The following is a 16,128-nucleotide window of genomic DNA, read 5'->3' on the forward strand; positions in this document are numbered from 1 at the left end:
AACCTGCCGGATACAAGTCATTCGAACTGGGCAAACTTCGCCAACGACCGAACGAAGGCTTCTGAAACGGGTCGCAAGGGTGGGGAAATCACCACAACGACTGTCGAAAACCGAAAGGAGTCAAGCCCGTTCAGACATCGACGTCGTCGGTGAAGGTGATTTTGATTGAGCGGCGGGGGCCTGAGCTTCCGCTTGAATTTACAGAGAAGGAGGGCGCGACCATGAGCCGGATGGCCACCCGTATACGCACTTTCAGTTTTGTCACCGCACTGGGCCTGTTTGCCAGCAGTGCTTTCGCCCAGTCGCCCGCCGAATTCATCAACGATGCGTCCGCCAAGGGCATGGCCGACATCGAGGCCAGCCGTATGGCGCATCAGAAGACCGAATCCAAAGAGGTCAAGGATTACACCATCGTGGTCATCAACGACCGCACCACGGCCAACCAGCACTTGGCGAAGATTGCCAAAAAGCTCGATCTTCCCGTCGCGCCCCGTGAAGAAATGGCCGACAAGGCCAAGCAACTGATACCGCAAGTGAAAGACGGCGCGACCTTCGACCAGGCCTACGCCGCCAGTCAGGTGAAAGCCACCGAAGAAGCCATTGAGCAGATCCAGCAGCAAGCGCAGACCACCGACGTGCCGGAGATCAAAGCCTTCGCCGATGAGACGTTGCCCAAACTGCAAAATCACCTGCAAATGGCCCGAGCGCTGCAAGCCAGCCGCTAAGGGCAGACCTCAAATAAAAACGGCGCTTTGGCGCCGTTTTTGATTATCAGCAGTCATTCAGGTTCTGCTTCGCTTTGCTCTACTCGCCCAGTCCTTCAAGGTTCAACACTGCTCCCTCGCCCAGCTTGCGGAAGTGTTCGCACAACGCCTCCAGTTGCTTCAAATTCGGTGCTTCCAAGCCGAGCATCGCGTTCTGTGATTTTCTGGTCGCTGACTTATGGGGAGGGCTTGAAGTTCTGATACGTGCTGAGGCTTGAAAATTCTAATTACAAATTCAAGTGTGTTGCGCGACGTTCGTAGGGAGGTCTGATCCGCCTGTTAACTGTATCGTGGCTTCACGCGTTTTTTCTCCCAAAAGGAAAACACAATGAGTTGGTCCGCCAAACAATACGTCGCTTTTGAAGATGAACGTACCCGCCCGGCCCGCGATCTGCTGGCGGCGATTCCCACGGCGCAGGCCCGGTCAGTGGTGGATATCGGTTGCGGTCCCGGCAACTCGACGGAGCTTTTGGTGCAGCGTTTTCCAGGGGCAAAAATCAGCGGGCTCGACAGTTCACCGGACATGATCGACGCAGCGCGCAAGCGCTTGCCACAGTTGCAATTCGACGTGACCGAGATTGATCAATGGGCCGATGCGGGTCCGTTTGATGTGATCTTCGCCAACGCGGTGTTGCAGTGGGTACCGGATCACGCCAGTTTGCTGCCGGCGCTGGCAAGCAAACTCTCGTCGGGCGGCAGTCTGGCGATTCAAATGCCCGACAACCTCAATGAGCCTTCCCATCGACTGATGCGCGAAGTCGCCGCCAACGGCCCATGGGCCAGCAAACTCGCCGGCGCCGCCGGTCAGCGAACCGATATGGCAAGTGCCGGTGATTATTTCTCGATGTTGCGACCGCATTGTGCCCGGGTCGATGTGTGGCGCACGACGTATCACCATCAGTTGTCAGGCGGGGCAGCGGGGGTGGTGGAGTGGTTCAAGGGCAGCGGGTTGATTCCGTTTCTGGACCCGCTGACCGAGGCGCAGCGCACGCAGTATCTGGAGCAGTATCTGGCAGAAGTCGCGAAGGCTTACCCTGCGCTGGCGGATGGCTCGGTGCTGTTGCCGTTTCCGCGGTTGTTTATTGTGGCGACTCGGCAATAACCCTGGGAGGCGCTCAGAGCGTTCGGCGGACGCCTGATCCATTCGCAATGTTACCCTTGAGTTTGTGTGGGAAGGCGGTACTGTCCGCACCCATGGTGCGGGTCTAGCGACGTGTTCAAGAAATGTCGCGGCTTTCGGTGTCTGTACAAGGAAGGGTAAACATAGTGATCTGGTTTCTAGAAGGGCAGTCCAGTCAACGGGACATCATTCTCGGTGCGCGCGAGGCGCTGCCGGCCGACGTAAAGGTTTATGCCTCGCATCGACAGGAGCGTCCTGAAATCACCTCGCTTGCCGACGTCAGTTTCACCGAGCCTGCGGACAATCAAGAGCGTATCGATTGGGTCATTTCCACCGCGCTGGCTCATGAAATCAAAGTCGTCCTGGCAGGTCGAGTGGGTCGGGAGTTCGAGCACGATCGGGAGCGTTTCGAGCGTGCTGGCCTCGTACTGGTCACCGGTGCGCTTTCTTTGAATACATTTGATCTGGTCGATGACAAAAGCCAGTTCACGGCAGAAGCGGAACGCGTGGGCCTGGCCTGCGTGCCAGCGATCACCGCCGCCAATGCCGAAGAAATGCTCGCGGCCTTTCAGGCGCTCGGCGCCTTGGGCGAAGTCTGCGTCAAACCGGCTGTGGGTATTTATGGCCAAGGCTTCTGGCGGTTCAAGGCAAGCGCCGACCCTTTCCGCTGCTTCGCCAACCCGGATGCGCGTGAGGTCAACTTCGACCTCTATATGCACGCCTACCACTCGGCGGTTACGCCGCCGCCACCGATGCTCGTGATGCCCTACATGCCCGGAAACGAATGTTCGGTTGATATGGTGTGCGAAGCCGGTCGCCCCATTGCTTTCGTTGGTCGTCGCAAAAAAGGGCTGCACCAGGTTTTTGAACGTGAAGGCGCCGCCGTAGAGCTCGCCCTCCGGGCCGCCGAGCACTTCAAATGTGATGGCATTGTCAATGTCCAGACTCGCGACAACTCAGACGGTAAACCACACCTGCTGGAGATAAACGCTCGTTATTCGGGAGGCATCGGTTACACCCGGGCGGCCGGTTTGAACCTCCCCGGCATATTCGCCACTCGCCGACTGGGTTTGCCAGAGCCGACGGGTGTTTGGCAGCCGAACGTGCGTGTAAAAGGTATCAGCGTTGCTGCGGTAACACTCCCCTGATATTAAATAGACATATGAAGTCTGGTACCATTTGCGCGTTTGTGTGGTTCGACAGCGACCCACGCAGGAAGCAAAACAAGGAGTTTTCAAGGAATGATGGTGCTCGCGCCTGGCGCAAACACCGCAGTATCAAGCGCCCGGAGTGAATGGACTCTGGAGTGCGGAAACTCTTCGGCTTTTGGGGAGTATGCCGCTGTTGCCATATTGCCGGTTGATGACAAACGCCGCCCGAAAGGTGATGCCGCCCTTTTTCAAACGCCACGCGCGTGGATGGAATGGGTAGGTGATCAGCAAAAAGTCGGCTGCAAGCTCAACCTGGATGAACTCCCGGCGGGCAGCGATCGCGTGCTTCTTGTGGTTTACACGTTTTCAGCCATCGGCCCGATCAGTGAGCTGAGAAATCTGCACCTGCAGGTGGATGGCCAGATCGAGCATTCCCTGGATGTTCGTGAAAACGGCGAGTCCGCCATCATCATCGGCGAGTTTTACAGCCGCAATCAGCAATGGAAATTTCGCGCGTTGGCCGAGGGTTCTGCCTACGGTCTGGCGGCGCTCGGCCGTCGCATCGGTCTCGAGATCGACGAAGCGCATCCCAAGGGACGCCCAAACGCGCCAGGGGCTGGCCGATCCGCGAGCAGCGCCACCGGTACAGCATTCGCCGTCTCGGCCACCCATGTCATGACCTGTGCCCACGTTATTGAAGGCATGCGTGAGATTCACATCGCCTCGTTTGACGGGCGCTATCGTGTTGACCCCGTGGTCATCGATCAGCGTAACGATATCGCCTTGCTGCGGGTGATCGATTCCCCCGCGTTGAAGCCTGTGGCCTTCAAGTCCGGATTCGGTTGCGATCTGGGTGAAGACATTGTCGCGTTGGGTTTTCCACTGGCCGGTTTTGCCGGTGGCGGCGTTCACGTCACTCAAGGTGGGGTGTCGGCGCTGTTCGGTTTGCACAACGACGCCAGTCTTTTGCAGTTCACTGCTGCCATCCAGCCTGGGTCCAGCGGCAGCCCGCTGTTTGATTTTTCGGGAGCCGTGGTCGGTCTCGTCACCTCATCGGTACCCGATGCGCAGAACATGAATTTTGCGGTGAAAGCATCGCTGCTGATTTCTTTCCTTGATGCCTGTCGTGTTGATGGCAAAAAAAATGCATCTGGCCAGACGTTCACCGCTGCGCAGTTAGCTCGCGAAGCTCAAACATCAATGTGGCGGGTGGAAGCGACCAATCTCTGATTCATCTTTGAATTGAAACCCACGGAAGAGGCGCTGGATCGTAATCCTACGCCAAGGCAGGAATTTGTTAATGGAACCTCGTACAGCAACGAAAGCGCTGAGCGCACAACTGATGCGTGGACGTCTTGACGTCAAGGTTGATGATGCTGTCATTGCCCCCGACTCATTGTTCGGCTTCGCCGAGCGTCGTAATCCGAAGCGGGCATTCCTGTTCGTGTCTAAAGTGCTCGGACGACATATTCCGGTGCGTCCCTCGGTGATGGCCGCCAGTTTTGAAAGCCTGGCCGCAGAAATACCGGCGGATTTGCCGGGGCCTGTCCTGGTCATCGGCATGGCCGAAACCGCCGTCGGCCTCGGTGCCGGCGTGCATCGGGCATATAGCGCCACTCGCCCCGATGCGGTGTATATGGTCAGCACCCGTCATCCCACGGGAACCGAGTTGTTTACCCGCTTTGAAGAAGAACACAGCCATGCCAGTGCGCATCTGATTCACTTGCCAGTCGATCCGCAAGTGCGTGAGCAGATGCTCAATGCCCGTTCGCTGGTGCTGGTTGATGACGAGGCCTCGACGGGCAAGACGTTCATCAATCTGCACCGTGCTCTGGTCGATGCCGGTCTGAATAAAGTCGAACAAGTCGTGACCTGTGTGCTGACGGATTGGTCCGGCGGCGCAGTGCGTGATGCGCTGGGTGATTGCGTGCATCAAGTGTCCCTGTTGCAGGGCTCTTACCAATTCATTGAAGATCCCGATGCGCCATTGCCCGATATGCCTGCGGTGGGCACTATTGCCGCCGGTGACTGGCCGGTGAATTCGGATAATGACTGGGGACGCTTGGGCGTGCGCTCTGTTGGCGACTCGTTGGCCCCAGACCTTCACGTACAACCCGGCGAGCGGATTCTGGTCGTGGGCACCAGTGAGTTTGTCTGGCGTCCGTTCCTGCTCGCCGAACGTCTGGAGCGCGCGGGCGCGGATGTGCATTTCAGTTCGACCAGCCGCTCGCCGATTGCACTGGGCCATGTGATCGAGCACGCCTTATCGTTCGCTGATAACTACGGCCTGGGCATTCCCAACTTCCTCTACAACGTGCGCCCGGGTCAATTCGATCGGGTGCTGATCTGTTCGGAAACCCCCGCGCAGGCGGTCTCTGCCGAGTTGCTGCAGACTTTGAACGCGCAGGTGATCGTCGATGACAATTAATCGCCCCTTGGCGTTGGTTGATCTCGACGACACGTTGTTTCAAACCGCGCGCAAGATGAAAGAAGGCACACCACGCCACACGGCGACACTTGATATACACGGCCAGCCCAACGGCTACATGAGCCCTGTGCAGAAGTCGATGGCCGAATGGCTGCTGGCAACGACCGATGTGGTAGCGGTAACGGCGCGCAGCGTAGAAGCGTTCACGCGGGTCAAGCTGCCATTTCAACACGGCGCCATCTGCTCCCATGGTGGTGTGATCCTGGGACCGGACGGCACACTCGATCAGGCCTGGCAGGACCGCATGAGCGATATCCTAGCGGCCTACCAAAGCCGCCTGCCGGAGCTTAGTGAGGCGACGCTCGCCATTGGCCGGCAGTTGGGCATTTCCTTGCGCGGTTGGGTAGTTGAAGAGCAGGGGTTGCGCCACTACGTGGTGACCAAGCACAACGAATCCAGTGACGAGGTGCTGAGCGCGGTGCTGGCTGAGGTTCAGGCTCAGGGATTGCTGGATGGCATGCATATTCACGGCAATAGCAACAACCTGGCGTTCCTGCCGCAGGGCTTGTCCAAGCAGGCAGCGGTTCAGGAGTGGTTGCGCCGTGATCGCGAAATCAACGGTGAACGCCCTGTGCTGGGCTTTGGCGACAGCATCACCGATCTGGCCTTCATGGAGGAGTGCCACCTCTGGGCGACTCCGACGCGCAGCCAATTGGCCAAGCGGGCAGGGGCTTCGATCCATGAATGAAACCATCACCGACCTGGTAACGGTGGGTAGCGGGAGCTATGCGTCGGATGACGTGCATTTCCTGTTGCAGGCCGTGCAGATGGACGTGACGGACGTCGAGGAAAAAGAGCGACTGATTCAAACGAAGCAGAAGCACTATTCTGAAATGATCAGTCAGGAAAGCGCCCCAAGTGAAACTCACAAGGCACTGTACGAGCGTGTTCTGGCGCAAAACGGTGCGCGCATGGCCACGGATGTTCAAGCACTGGCGCTAGGTTTGAATGAGGCGTGTACCGGCACGTCTATCGTGCTGGTGTCGTTCGTACGCGCCGGCCTCCCGCTGGGTGTGCTGTTGCGTCGTGCGTTGATCGAGATGGGGCGCGAAGCCTTCCATTACGGCATCAGCATCGTCCGTGATCGCGGCATCGACACGGTTGCCCTGGAGGCCATCATTCAGACTCACGGGGCCGAGAACATCGTCTTCGTCGATGGCTGGACCGGTAAGGGCGCGATCAGTGGCGAAATTCAGCGCAGCCTGGGCGCTGATGCACGCTTCCCGAAATCCCCGCGACTTGTCGTGCTGGCCGATCCTTGCGGCCGAGCATGGATGGCGGCGTCCGCTGAGGATTGGGTCATCCCCTCGGGGATTCTGGGAGCCACAGTCTCCGGTCTCGTTTCACGTTCGATCTGGCCTGTAAACGGCGGGCTGCACGGCTGCGTGGTCTATGACCACCTGCAGGAGCACGATGTGACACAGGTATTCATCGAGCAGATCGAAGCCCAGCGCAAAGTCTTGGGCATCGTTCCCAAAGCCCTGCCGTGGAGCGACGAACAGCGTCTCGAACTCCAGGGCGCGGCCACCCACGTCGTCGAATCGCTGGCGGCACGTTTTGAGGTGACCAATCTCAATCGGGTCAAGCCGGGCATCGCCGAGGCGACACGCGCCGTGTTGCGTCGTGTCCCGCACCATGTGTTGATCCGCGACCGTAGCGACAGCGATGTGCAATTGCTGATGCACCTGACAGAAGCTGCCGGCGTTCCAGTCGAGGAAGTCGGTGCGCAGTTGGGGCCTTACCGGGCAGTGACGATCATTCGGAGTCTGGGCTGATGAAGACCCTCTCGCCCTATGCCCTCGGTGCCACGCTTTACATGCCCGCCACCCGGCCGGATCTGCTTGATGTGGTGTTCCGAAGCAAATTGCCGGAACTTCGCTCCCTGGTGGTTTGCCTCGAGGACGCGATTGCAGACATTGATATCGAAACGGCGCTGGCCAATCTGCATGGCTTGCTGACGGTTATCGATCAGCGTGGCGGTCGTCCCGAGGGCGGCCCGTTGTTGTTTGTTCGTCCGCGTGACTCGCAGATGGCCGCGGTACTCAACGACTGGCCGCTGATGTCGCATGTCGATGGATTCGTCATCCCGAAACTGACGCTGGCCAATCTGGGCGCCTGGGAGCAGGCCGTGACTAATCCCGCGCTGTTCCTGATGCCGACGCTGGAAACCACGGATGTCTTCAATCCTGTCGCCATGGTTGAACTGGGGCAGGCGCTCAAGGCCAGCCTCGACCAGCGAATCATCGCCTTGCGCATCGGTGGAAACGACTTGATGGGCAGCCTTGGCCTGCGTCGCAATCCGAGCACCACGCTCTACAGCACGCCGATGGGATACGTGATTGCGATGTTGGCAGGGGTGATGGGGTCGCAAGGTTTTGCGTTGACGGCACCGGTGTTCGAACAACTGGCGTCGCCGCAGTTGCTCAAGGAAGAACTGGAATTCGATATCGCCCATGGTCTGGTCGGCAAGACCGCCATTCATCCCAGTCAGATCGAAATCATTCAGGACACCTTGCGCGTCAGCCTCGAGGATTTCAACAGCGCCAAACTGATCGTCAGCGACGTAGCACCGGCGGTATTCAGACATAACGACGCCATGTGTGAGCCCGCGACCCATTACAAATGGGCGATCCGGATTCTTGAGCGCGCGCGGTGGCACGGTATCCGTCATGCGGAAACCGGTGCCGGCGAAACATCGATTCGTCTGGCTGAGGCCGCAGGATGAAAGAGCAGATCGACAATGCAACCGCGCTGCAGCGGCCAGTCCTTGCGGTGTTCGACTTCGACGGCACGTTGACCCGGCACGACAGTTTCGTACCGTTTCTGAAGTTTGCATTCGGAGTGCGGGAGTTCAATCGGCGCCTGCTCCGTCTGGCGCTACCCAGCCTGCGATTTGTCGTGCGGCGCATGAGCCGTGACGAACTCAAGGCGCAGTTGATTCGCACGTTTCTGACCGGTGTGAAGCTTGAGTGGCTGCAACAGCAAGCCGCGAGTTATTGCACGCGGGTCTGGCCGCGATTGATGCGCCCTTCGGGTTTGCTGGCGATTGAGGCCGAGATCAAATCCGGCGCGGTGGTGACGCTCTGTTCAGCTTCACCGGCGCTGGTACTGCAGCCTTTCGCCGAGCGTCTTGGCGTCAGTTTGATCGGCACCGAGCTGGAAGTGGTGGACGGCGTATTGACCGGGCACATCACCGGCAACAACTGCAGATGCGAGAACAAAGTCCAGAGGCTTGAGGCTGTCTACGGCGTTTTGCAGCAATTCCGGATCAAAGCCTGGGGCGATACCCGAGGTGATCATGAGTTGCTCGCCGCAGCCGAAGAACCGCACTGGCGGCATTTTCATCCGGCATGGCGTCGTGGACGTCTGCGGGTCGCCAATGGAATAAATCCGGGCGTGCGCGGTGCGCAGGCCGACTTGCATGTGGCGCGCACATCCGATCGCCACATGAACAACGATGACCAACAAGGAGCGTAACGATGGCACTTACCCTGAGTAAAAAACAGTCCATTTCCCTGGAAAAAACCGCCGGTACTGCGCTGACCAGCGTCAGCCTCGGCCTGGGTTGGGACCCGGTAAAGGCCGGTTTTCTCGGCAAGTTGATGGGCAATGGTGGTGAAATCGACCTGGACGCTTCGTGCATCCTGCTCGACGCCAGCCTTCAACCGATCGACCTGGTGTGGTTCCGCCAACTGAAATCTCAGGACGGTTCGATCCAGCATTCCGGCGACAACCGTACCGGTGAAGGCGCGGGTGACGACGAAACTATCCACGTTGATCTGCAGCGTCTGCCGGCGGTCGTCCAGCACCTGGTTTTTACGGTGAACAGCTTCACCGGGCAGAACTTCGAAAAAGTCGAAAACGCCTACTGCCGCATCGTCAACGCCAGTAACAAGAATGAGCTGGCCCGCTTCAATCTGTCCGAGCGTGGCGCCCACACCGGCATCGTGATGGCTAGCCTGTCTCGTGATAGCGATGGCTGGAAGTTCACCGCTATCGGCCAGACCACCAACGGCCGTACCGCCGATGACCTGGTGAACCTGGCCGTTCAGGCGCTGCGCTAATGGCCACTCTTGCTCCGGGCGGCAACGCACCCGTTGCCAGCGGCCCGCTTCGCGTCGACATCAATTACTCGCCGATTCCAGGCGCCGATATTGATGTCTCGGCCTTCGCTCTGGGAACCACGGCAAAGGTTCGCGGCGATGGCGATATGTGCTTTTACGGTCAGCCGAGTGTGCTGGGCGGGGCGGTCACCTTGTCCGACTCCTCGGCGGGTCGGGCGGTGTTCACCGTTGACCTGAGCCGACTGGAGCCGGCCGTGGAAAAGGTCGCACTGACCGCCACGATCTACGAAAACAAGGCCAGTTTCGAGCGCGTCTCGCAGCTGTCGGTCGTGGTGTCCGGTGGTATCGAAGCGCAGATCCCTACCAGTGGCATGAAGGAAACCGCGCTGATTCTGGGCGAGTTTTATCGTCGCCAGGGTGAATGGAAATTCCGTTGTGTTGCACAGGGCTTCAACGGTGGGCTTGAGCCATTGGCCAGGCATTTCGGGGTCGATGTCGCCGCGCCGGCAGCGGCGCCGACACCCGCGCCAACACCCGTGCCGCCTGCGCCTGCGGCGCCGAAGTCGTCGATCAGCCTGAGCAAGGTGACCCTCGACAAGACGCGCAGCTCTATCAGTCTGGAGAAGACCTCGGCCGGTTTCGGTGAGATCAAGGTCAACCTGAACTGGAACAAGCGCAGCTCTGGCGGCTTTTTCAAAAGCAGTTCTTCGATCGACCTCGACGTGGGTTGCCTGTACGAGTTGCAGGACGGTGAGAAGGGCGTCGTACAAGCGCTTGGCAACTGCTTCGGCAGCCTGAACCAAGAGCCTTACATCCAACTGATGGGTGACGACCGTACCGGCTCTGTCGCCGGTGGCGAGTGGCTGCACATCAATGGCGCTAAGTGGGCTGAAGTACGCCGCATCCTGATTTTCGCCTTCATCTACGAAGGGGCTCCTAACTGGCGCGAGACCGATGGCGTCGTAACCATCTACATCCCGAATCAGCCGGAGATCGAGGTTCGCCTCAACGAAGAGGGCGGACGCGATGGTATGTGCGCCATTGCGATGCTCGAAAATGACAACGGCGCCGTCAAGGTTTCCCGGCGGGTGGATTTCCACCGTGGGCATTCTGCGGTGGACAAAGCCTACGGCTGGGGCATGAACTGGCGCGCCGGTTCGAAATAGTTACCTTGGCGGGGCTTGGGGCCCCGCCCTTTTAGAGGACTTCAAAATGCTTGCATGGCTTAAAGAAAACGCTGCATTGGCACGCGACAAACTGACCTCTGAGGTCAGCAAGTTCAAAAATCAGAAATTCATGGATGCCACGACCGCAGCCTGCGCATTGGTCGCTGCTGCAGACGGAGAGATCTCCTCCGCCGAGAAAACCAAAATGGCCGGGTTCATCAACAACTCGTCGGAGTTGAAGGTTTTCAACATGGCCGACGTCATCAAGTCCTTCAACGCTCACTGCGAAAAGTTTGAGTTCGACTTTCAGATCGGTCAGGCGGAAGCGCTGAAGACCATCGGCAAGATCAAGAACGATGCCGGTGCTGGCCGCTTGCTGGTCCGTGTTGCCTGCGCCATCGGCGCGTCGGACGGCAACTTCGATGACAAAGAAAAAGCGGCTTGCCGTCAGATTTGCCTTGAACTGGGTTTGAACCCGGCTGATTTCGAACTTTAAGGAGCGGTACTTGGACAGTCACATTGGATTCCCCCCACTGACCATGGCGGTATTCGTCGGTATTGCGCTGGGCGCACTGCTGCTCGACATGGTCACGCACCGTGGCGACAAGCCCATTTCGCTGGCTAAAGCCTCGATCTGGTCGGTTTTCTGGATTGCCATCTCGCTGGCATTCGCAGGCTTTCTCTATGTCCAGCACGGGCCGCAGGTCGCGAGCCTGTTTGTCACCGGTTATGCCCTGGAGAAAGTCCTGAGCGTCGACAACCTGTTCGTGTTCATGGCGATTTTTGCCTGGTTCAAAGTGCCTGATGGCATGCGTCACCGGGTGCTGTACTGGGGGATCATCGGCGCGATCGTTTTCCGCGGGATCTTCGTTGCCATTGGCACCGGTCTGTTGGCGTTTGGCCCATGGGTCGAGGTGGTTTTCGCCGTGATCGTCGCCTGGACCGCCATCATGATGCTGCGCAGCGGCGGTGATGACGAAGAAGAGGAGGACTATTCCAAGCACATGGCCTACCGCTTCGCGCAAAAGCTCTTTCCTGTATGGCCAAAGCTGTATGGCCACAACTTTTTTGTGTCCCGCAAGCAACTGGAAGTGGAACTGAAGAAACCTGAGCACCAGGGCATGACGCTCGCGGCCAAGGGCACGCTGTTCGCCACGCCGCTGTTCCTGTGCCTGGTGGTGGCTGAAGTGTCCGACATTCTCTTCGCCTTCGACTCTGTGCCGGCGGTGATCGCCGTGAGTCGCGAGCCGCTGATCGTCTACTCGGCCATGCTGTTCGCCATTCTGGGCCTGCGCACCATGTACTTCGTTCTCGAAGCCCTGAAACGCTATCTGGTCCACCTGGAAAAATCGGTTATCGCACTGTTGTTCTTCATTGCTGTCAAGTTGGGCTTGAATGCAACGGATCACATGTTTCATCACGGCTATACCATCGATGCGAACACCAGTTTGCTGATCGTGATGGTTGTTCTGGCGATAGGCGTCGTTGCGAGTCTGATCTTCCCTGCAAAGGAAGATGCACCGCTTGAAAACCAATGAGTAATCGTCTTCACCACAAGGAGTAATACCCATGGCACTGACTCTTCAAAAGGGTGCAAACCTGTCTTTGACCAAAACCGACCCGAGCCTGAGCAAGATTCTGGTCGGCCTGGGCTGGGATCCGCGTGCAACTGACGGCGCCGAGTTTGACCTGGACGCGAGCGCTCTTCTGCTGGGTGCGAACGGCAAGGTCCGCAGCGAAGCTGACTTCATTTTCTACAACCAGCTGAAAAGCCTGGACGGCTCGGTTGAGCACACTGGCGACAACCGCACCGGTGCTGGCGACGGCGACGACGAAGTGATCAAGGTCGACCTGAGCCGTGTCCCGGCTGACGTAGACAAGGTGGTCTTCGTCGTGACCATTCACGACGCCGAAGCGCGCAAGCAAAGCTTTGGTCAGGTGGGTGGTTCCTTCATCCGTGTCGTTAATGACGTGACCAGTGCCGAAGTGGTTCGTTACGACCTGGCTGAAGACGCCTCGACTGAAACAGCGATGGTGTTCGCAGAGCTGTATCGCCACAACGGCGAGTGGAAATTCCGAGCCGTGGGTCAGGGTTACGCCGGCGGCCTGCGCGCCTTGGCCAACTCCTACGGTATGAACTTCTAAGCAACCCCCAACAAAAGGAATCTGAACATGGCTGTAAGTCTGTCCAAAGGTGGCAACGTTTCGCTGTCCAAAGAAGCTCCGGGCCTGTCCGAAGTGATCGTGGGCCTGGGTTGGGATCCGCGTGTCACTGACGGCGCCGAGTTCGACCTGGATGCGTCGATTTTCATCGTCGGTGAAAACGGCAAAGTGCTCGACGACAACGGTTTCATTTTCTACAACAACAAAACCTCTGCCGACGGTTCCGTTGAGCACATGGGCGACAACCGCTCGGGCGCTGGCGAAGGTGATGACGAACAAGCCACCGTCAAACTCAACGGCCTGGCTGCCGCTGTGAAAAAACTGGTGTTCTCGGTGACCATCCATGACGCCGAAGCTCGCAAGCAAAGCTTCGGTCAGGTGTCCAACGCCTACATCCGTGTGGTCAACAAGGCTGACGGCAAAGAACTGGCCCGCTACGACCTGAGCGAAGACGCCTCCACCGAAACTGCGATGATCTTCGGTGAGCTGTATCGCAACGGCGAAGAGTTCAAGTTCAAGGCGATCGGCCAGGGTTTCGCTGGCGGCTTGAAGCCTCTGGCTGAAGCTCACGGCGTGAGCATCGGCTAACCCGAAAGGGTGGGGAGGGGCCCCCTCGCGAGGGGGCTTTTTCTTGCCCGGCGTTCGGGCAGCGCAATCATCCGCATGCCGTCAGCGAATAATGCCTTTGGCCTTGGCCTCTTTGAGCCAGATCGGGAACTCGGCCATCAGCATGTCATAGAGCTGTTCCTCGCTGATGTCGTGCAGGTCGTCCAGTGCGAAAAAGCCGCAGTTGTCGACCACGCGTCCCGGCAGGGTGTCCAGTTTCTCCAGAATGCCGTAGCCGTGGCCACCGAGCCCGACGAATTGCCAGAAAATCGGCAGGTTCGCCGCGTCGACCATCAGACGAGTGATTTTGCGGCTTTCAGACACGCCGCCGTCGCTGATGAACAGGACATACATCGGCGTGCCGTCGTCGGATTGCTTAAACTGCTCCACGACTTTCTGGATGACTTTCGGCTCATCGTTGATCCGGCTGCCGAGTTCCCAGTTTCTCCAACCTCTATTGTCGGTGTCGATGAATGCCTTGTGATTGCCCAGCGTCACCGGCGAGAGGCGCAACGGCTTGGCGCCGAACGCCCAGCAATCGAGCTCGCCGTCCTCATCGAACGATACCGCCAGCGGCAATAGCCGGTTGACCACTTCCTGCACCCGGCCTTTGACGTACTGATGGTTCATTGAACCAGAAGCATCAAGCACCAGAACAACCCGGGCCTTGGTTTGGGTGAGGTTGGCTTTTTCCAGGCTGATCTGTGCTTTCTTTGCCAGACTGACCAGATGCGGTGCGGCGTCGGCGATTCTTTTCTCGAGGGATATTTTGGCGGGTGCTGGTGCTGGTGCTGGTGCTGGTGCTGGTGCTGGTGCTGGTGCTGGTGCTGGTGCTGGCGCAGGGCTTTCAGCGACCTCGCCACCGAAGTGATTCACCAGCGCATCCAGACCTTGTGCGTAACCTTGCAGGTTCGAGAGCAGGCGCCATTCGCCGTTCTTGCGATACAACTCGGCAACCATGATGGCTTTCTCGGCGCTGAACGTCGCCCCGGAAAACGCACATTGAGCGACGGTCTGGCCGGCAGGGTTGAACACACAGAAGTGACTGGCGCCGATAGCGCTCATCGTCCCTTGGCCGTCGATGGAGGCTGTGAACACCAAGCGGTCGATGGAGGCGGGTAACTGCGCGAGGTTGATTTGAAAGCGGCCCTGATCTTCGATTTTTACGCTGGCGCATGGCGTCGCCGGTTGATTGAAAAAGACCATGTAGCGATCGTCTGAAAGCTTGCCTTGCGCGTCGACGCCGAAGCAGACGAAATCGATGACGTCGCTGGACTGGATCTGTACCGCGAGTGTGAGCGATTGCCCCTGAAGAATGTTTGACAGGGGGAGCCGCTGTCCTTGGGTGATCTGCATCTTGCTTCCTTGAGTGATGATTTGCTGCGTCGGCGCACACCGGATATTTTGTTAACCGATAATGCGCGGGCGATTGATTCGCCCGCGCATTATCACCCTAAACCGGCTATCGGCGGTCGATGGGTTTGTGCTCAGCGTTGCACCGCCACCAACATCATCATCGGCCGCTCCTGTTCTTCAGCCAGCGCCGGTTGCGCTGCGATATCCGCATCGCTTGGGCCCCATTCGTTGACATGGCGAATGCTGAAACCCGCGCCAATCAATGAATTGAGCAACGTGCCGACCGTGCGATGCTGTTTGATCACGCCCTCGGCCAGCCAGTTCGTTACGCGTTCGCCTTCCAGCTGATAACTGTCCAGCGGCCAGCGCTTGCGACCTTCACTGTCGATCAGCCAACCCGGATTGCGCGGTGCCATGAAGATCGGGTGCTCGATGGAAAACACGAAGTGCGAACCCGGTTTCAGCGCGCTGTAGAGGTGGGCAAACAGCCCCGGCAGATCCTTGATGTAGTGCAGCGCGAGCGAGCTGTAAGCCAGGTCATAGCAGCAGGCGGGCAAGTCGAGTTGTTCAAGGTCGGCACGTTCGTAGCGGATGTTCGCTGCTGTGGTGGTTTGGCGTGCGCGTTCCAGCATTTTTTCCGAGACATCCAGCCCCAGCACGTTAGCCGCGCCCTGTTCGCTGGCCCAGCGGCTGAACCAGCCATAGCCGCAGCCCAGGTCCACCACGTTCAAACCATGCAGGGGGGGCAGCAGCGCTTTGAGCGCCGGCCATTCCGGCGCCGCATCGAGGCCGCCGATGGAGCGGTTCATCTGGCTGTAGCCCTGGAAAAACTCGGGATCGTCGTAAATGTTTTGAGTCATGGGTGAAGTGCTCTTTTGAGTTCAGTCGTTAGCGGCAAATTGGCCGTGATTGGGATTCCCTCGAAAGTGATGACGCGTATTCGTCGATGGCCGCGCAGGGGGGAGGGGGTGGTTGATGAGGAAATGCTAGCGGGGCGCGCGCCAAGTGAGAACCGGTGCAGTGTTGTCGATCTGTAAAGTCGGGCGAATTGCCGTTTTTTTGTGGGTGCGTAAACGCTTTCTGGAGGCCGTGTTTAAAGGTATTCGGTGTTACGTCCTGAAGCCTGCAAACCCTTGAGCTGTTGCCTGCCGGTACGCCAGAATTCGCCGGCTTGTGTGCCTGGAGGGTGGTCGGTAACTTGATAGGCCAAATCATGGGCTCTACCAACGAGCCCGAACCGGTGTTTCTCG

17 protein-coding genes are annotated in these 16,128 nt (G+C 58.5%); 15 read left to right on the plus strand and 2 right to left on the minus strand.

The features are described 5' to 3' along the window. The first annotated feature begins 221 nt into the window (after positions 1 to 221). The 15 genes from AACY18_RS21195 to AACY18_RS21265 all read left to right on the plus strand — a co-directional run bounded on the left by AACY18_RS21195 (position 222) and on the right by AACY18_RS21265 (position 13,504). Complete coding sequence (locus AACY18_RS21195; RefSeq protein ID WP_339465991.1) at positions 222 to 725, plus strand: DUF4142 domain-containing protein; 504 nt, start codon at positions 222 to 224, stop codon at positions 723 to 725. Between the two features lie 367 nt (positions 726 to 1,092). Next, positions 1,093 to 1,866 (plus strand): trans-aconitate 2-methyltransferase, encoded by a 774-nt coding sequence (gene tam / locus AACY18_RS21200; protein ID WP_339430707.1) that lies wholly within the window; start codon positions 1,093 to 1,095, stop codon positions 1,864 to 1,866. A 164-nt stretch (positions 1,867 to 2,030) separates the two neighbouring features. Next, positions 2,031 to 3,032, plus strand: a complete 1,002-nt coding sequence (locus AACY18_RS21205; protein WP_339466016.1) for an ATP-grasp domain-containing protein — start codon at positions 2,031 to 2,033, stop codon at positions 3,030 to 3,032. Positions 3,033 to 3,125: 93 nt separating this feature from the next. Beyond that, on the plus strand, positions 3,126 to 4,265 hold the full coding sequence (locus AACY18_RS21210) for a trypsin-like peptidase domain-containing protein (RefSeq protein ID WP_339465992.1): 1,140 nt from the start codon (positions 3,126 to 3,128) through the stop codon (positions 4,263 to 4,265). A 70-nt stretch (positions 4,266 to 4,335) separates the two neighbouring features. After that, positions 4,336 to 5,463: a phosphoribosyltransferase domain-containing protein gene (locus AACY18_RS21215; protein WP_339430709.1), complete on the plus strand. Its 1,128-nt coding sequence runs from the start codon at positions 4,336 to 4,338 to the stop codon at positions 5,461 to 5,463. Next, positions 5,453 to 6,211, plus strand: a complete 759-nt coding sequence (locus AACY18_RS21220; RefSeq protein ID WP_339465994.1) for a trehalose phosphatase — start codon at positions 5,453 to 5,455, stop codon at positions 6,209 to 6,211. Before AACY18_RS21215 ends, AACY18_RS21220 begins: the two co-directional genes overlap by 11 nt. After that, on the plus strand, positions 6,204 to 7,298 hold the full coding sequence (locus tag AACY18_RS21225) for a cysteine protease StiP family protein (RefSeq protein WP_339465995.1): 1,095 nt from the start codon (positions 6,204 to 6,206) through the stop codon (positions 7,296 to 7,298). Before AACY18_RS21220 ends, AACY18_RS21225 begins: the two co-directional genes overlap by 8 nt. Continuing rightward, positions 7,298 to 8,248 carry an HpcH/HpaI aldolase/citrate lyase family protein gene (locus tag AACY18_RS21230; protein ID WP_339465996.1) on the plus strand — a complete coding sequence of 317 codons (951 nt, stop codon included), beginning with the start codon at positions 7,298 to 7,300 and terminating at the stop codon, positions 8,246 to 8,248. The genes AACY18_RS21225 and AACY18_RS21230 overlap by 1 nt, the downstream gene beginning before the upstream one ends. Beyond that, positions 8,245 to 9,000, plus strand: a complete 756-nt coding sequence (locus tag AACY18_RS21235; protein ID WP_339465998.1) for an HAD family hydrolase — start codon at positions 8,245 to 8,247, stop codon at positions 8,998 to 9,000. The genes AACY18_RS21230 and AACY18_RS21235 overlap by 4 nt, the downstream gene beginning before the upstream one ends. A gap of 2 nt (positions 9,001 to 9,002) precedes the next feature. Further along, positions 9,003 to 9,587 carry a TerD family protein gene (locus tag AACY18_RS21240; protein WP_221731364.1) on the plus strand — a complete coding sequence of 195 codons (585 nt, stop codon included), beginning with the start codon at positions 9,003 to 9,005 and terminating at the stop codon, positions 9,585 to 9,587. Continuing rightward, positions 9,587 to 10,753 (plus strand): TerD family protein, encoded by a 1,167-nt coding sequence (locus AACY18_RS21245; protein WP_339466000.1) that lies wholly within the window; start codon positions 9,587 to 9,589, stop codon positions 10,751 to 10,753. Before AACY18_RS21240 ends, AACY18_RS21245 begins: the two co-directional genes overlap by 1 nt. Positions 10,754 to 10,799: 46 nt before the next feature. After that, complete coding sequence (locus AACY18_RS21250; protein WP_221731362.1) at positions 10,800 to 11,249, plus strand: tellurite resistance TerB family protein; 450 nt, start codon at positions 10,800 to 10,802, stop codon at positions 11,247 to 11,249. A 43-nt stretch (positions 11,250 to 11,292) separates the two neighbouring features. Then, on the plus strand, positions 11,293 to 12,291 hold the full coding sequence (locus AACY18_RS21255; protein ID WP_221731472.1) for a TerC/Alx family metal homeostasis membrane protein: 999 nt from the start codon (positions 11,293 to 11,295) through the stop codon (positions 12,289 to 12,291). Positions 12,292 to 12,322: 31 nt separating this feature from the next. Beyond that, on the plus strand, positions 12,323 to 12,898 hold the full coding sequence (locus AACY18_RS21260) for a TerD family protein (protein ID WP_339430715.1): 576 nt from the start codon (positions 12,323 to 12,325) through the stop codon (positions 12,896 to 12,898). 27 nt (positions 12,899 to 12,925) lie between these two features. Next, positions 12,926 to 13,504, plus strand: a complete 579-nt coding sequence (locus AACY18_RS21265; RefSeq protein ID WP_221731360.1) for a TerD family protein — start codon at positions 12,926 to 12,928, stop codon at positions 13,502 to 13,504. Positions 13,505 to 13,585: 81 nt separating this feature from the next. Here the strand turns inward: AACY18_RS21265 and AACY18_RS21270 are convergent, their stop codons facing one another. Together AACY18_RS21270 and AACY18_RS21275 are read right to left on the minus strand one after the other, a co-directional pair. Beyond that, the gene (locus AACY18_RS21270; RefSeq protein ID WP_339466001.1) at positions 13,586 to 14,878 is read right to left on the minus strand and encodes a VWA domain-containing protein; all 1,293 of its coding nucleotides are present in this window, start codon (positions 14,876 to 14,878) and stop codon (positions 13,586 to 13,588) included. Between the two features lie 131 nt (positions 14,879 to 15,009). Further along, positions 15,010 to 15,738: a class I SAM-dependent methyltransferase gene (locus AACY18_RS21275; RefSeq protein ID WP_339430717.1), complete on the minus strand. Its 729-nt coding sequence runs from the start codon at positions 15,736 to 15,738 to the stop codon at positions 15,010 to 15,012. Positions 15,739 to 16,128: the final 390 nt, after the last annotated feature.

The organism is Pseudomonas sp. EA_65y_Pfl2_P74 (assembly GCF_963970575.1).
In the GTDB taxonomy this organism is placed as follows: domain Bacteria; phylum Pseudomonadota; class Gammaproteobacteria; order Pseudomonadales; family Pseudomonadaceae; genus Aquipseudomonas; species Aquipseudomonas baetica_A.

Bases quoted from the DNA above. Each gene is read 5' to 3' on its own strand.
- AACY18_RS21210 (WP_339465992.1), top strand. From the start codon at position 3,126: ATGATGGTGCTCGCGCCTGGCGCAAACACCGCAGTATCAAGCGCCCGG.
- AACY18_RS21240 (WP_221731364.1), top strand. From the start codon at position 9,003: ATGGCACTTACCCTGAGTAAAAAACAGTCCATTTCCCTGGAAAAAACC.
- AACY18_RS21225 (WP_339465995.1), top strand. From the start codon at position 6,204: ATGAATGAAACCATCACCGACCTGGTAACGGTGGGTAGCGGGAGCTAT.
- AACY18_RS21220 (WP_339465994.1), top strand. From the start codon at position 5,453: ATGACAATTAATCGCCCCTTGGCGTTGGTTGATCTCGACGACACGTTG.
- AACY18_RS21255 (WP_221731472.1), top strand. From the start codon at position 11,293: ATGGCGGTATTCGTCGGTATTGCGCTGGGCGCACTGCTGCTCGACATG.
- AACY18_RS21275 (WP_339430717.1), bottom strand. From the start codon at position 15,738: ATGACTCAAAACATTTACGACGATCCCGAGTTTTTCCAGGGCTACAGC.
- AACY18_RS21195 (WP_339465991.1), top strand. From the start codon at position 222: ATGAGCCGGATGGCCACCCGTATACGCACTTTCAGTTTTGTCACCGCA.
- AACY18_RS21270 (WP_339466001.1), bottom strand. From the start codon at position 14,878: ATGCAGATCACCCAAGGACAGCGGCTCCCCCTGTCAAACATTCTTCAG.
- AACY18_RS21260 (WP_339430715.1), top strand. From the start codon at position 12,323: ATGGCACTGACTCTTCAAAAGGGTGCAAACCTGTCTTTGACCAAAACC.
- AACY18_RS21215 (WP_339430709.1), top strand. From the start codon at position 4,336: ATGGAACCTCGTACAGCAACGAAAGCGCTGAGCGCACAACTGATGCGT.
- AACY18_RS21235 (WP_339465998.1), top strand. From the start codon at position 8,245: ATGAAAGAGCAGATCGACAATGCAACCGCGCTGCAGCGGCCAGTCCTT.
- AACY18_RS21250 (WP_221731362.1), top strand. From the start codon at position 10,800: ATGCTTGCATGGCTTAAAGAAAACGCTGCATTGGCACGCGACAAACTG.
- AACY18_RS21230 (WP_339465996.1), top strand. From the start codon at position 7,298: ATGAAGACCCTCTCGCCCTATGCCCTCGGTGCCACGCTTTACATGCCC.
- AACY18_RS21245 (WP_339466000.1), top strand. From the start codon at position 9,587: ATGGCCACTCTTGCTCCGGGCGGCAACGCACCCGTTGCCAGCGGCCCG.
- tam (WP_339430707.1), top strand. From the start codon at position 1,093: ATGAGTTGGTCCGCCAAACAATACGTCGCTTTTGAAGATGAACGTACC.
- AACY18_RS21265 (WP_221731360.1), top strand. From the start codon at position 12,926: ATGGCTGTAAGTCTGTCCAAAGGTGGCAACGTTTCGCTGTCCAAAGAA.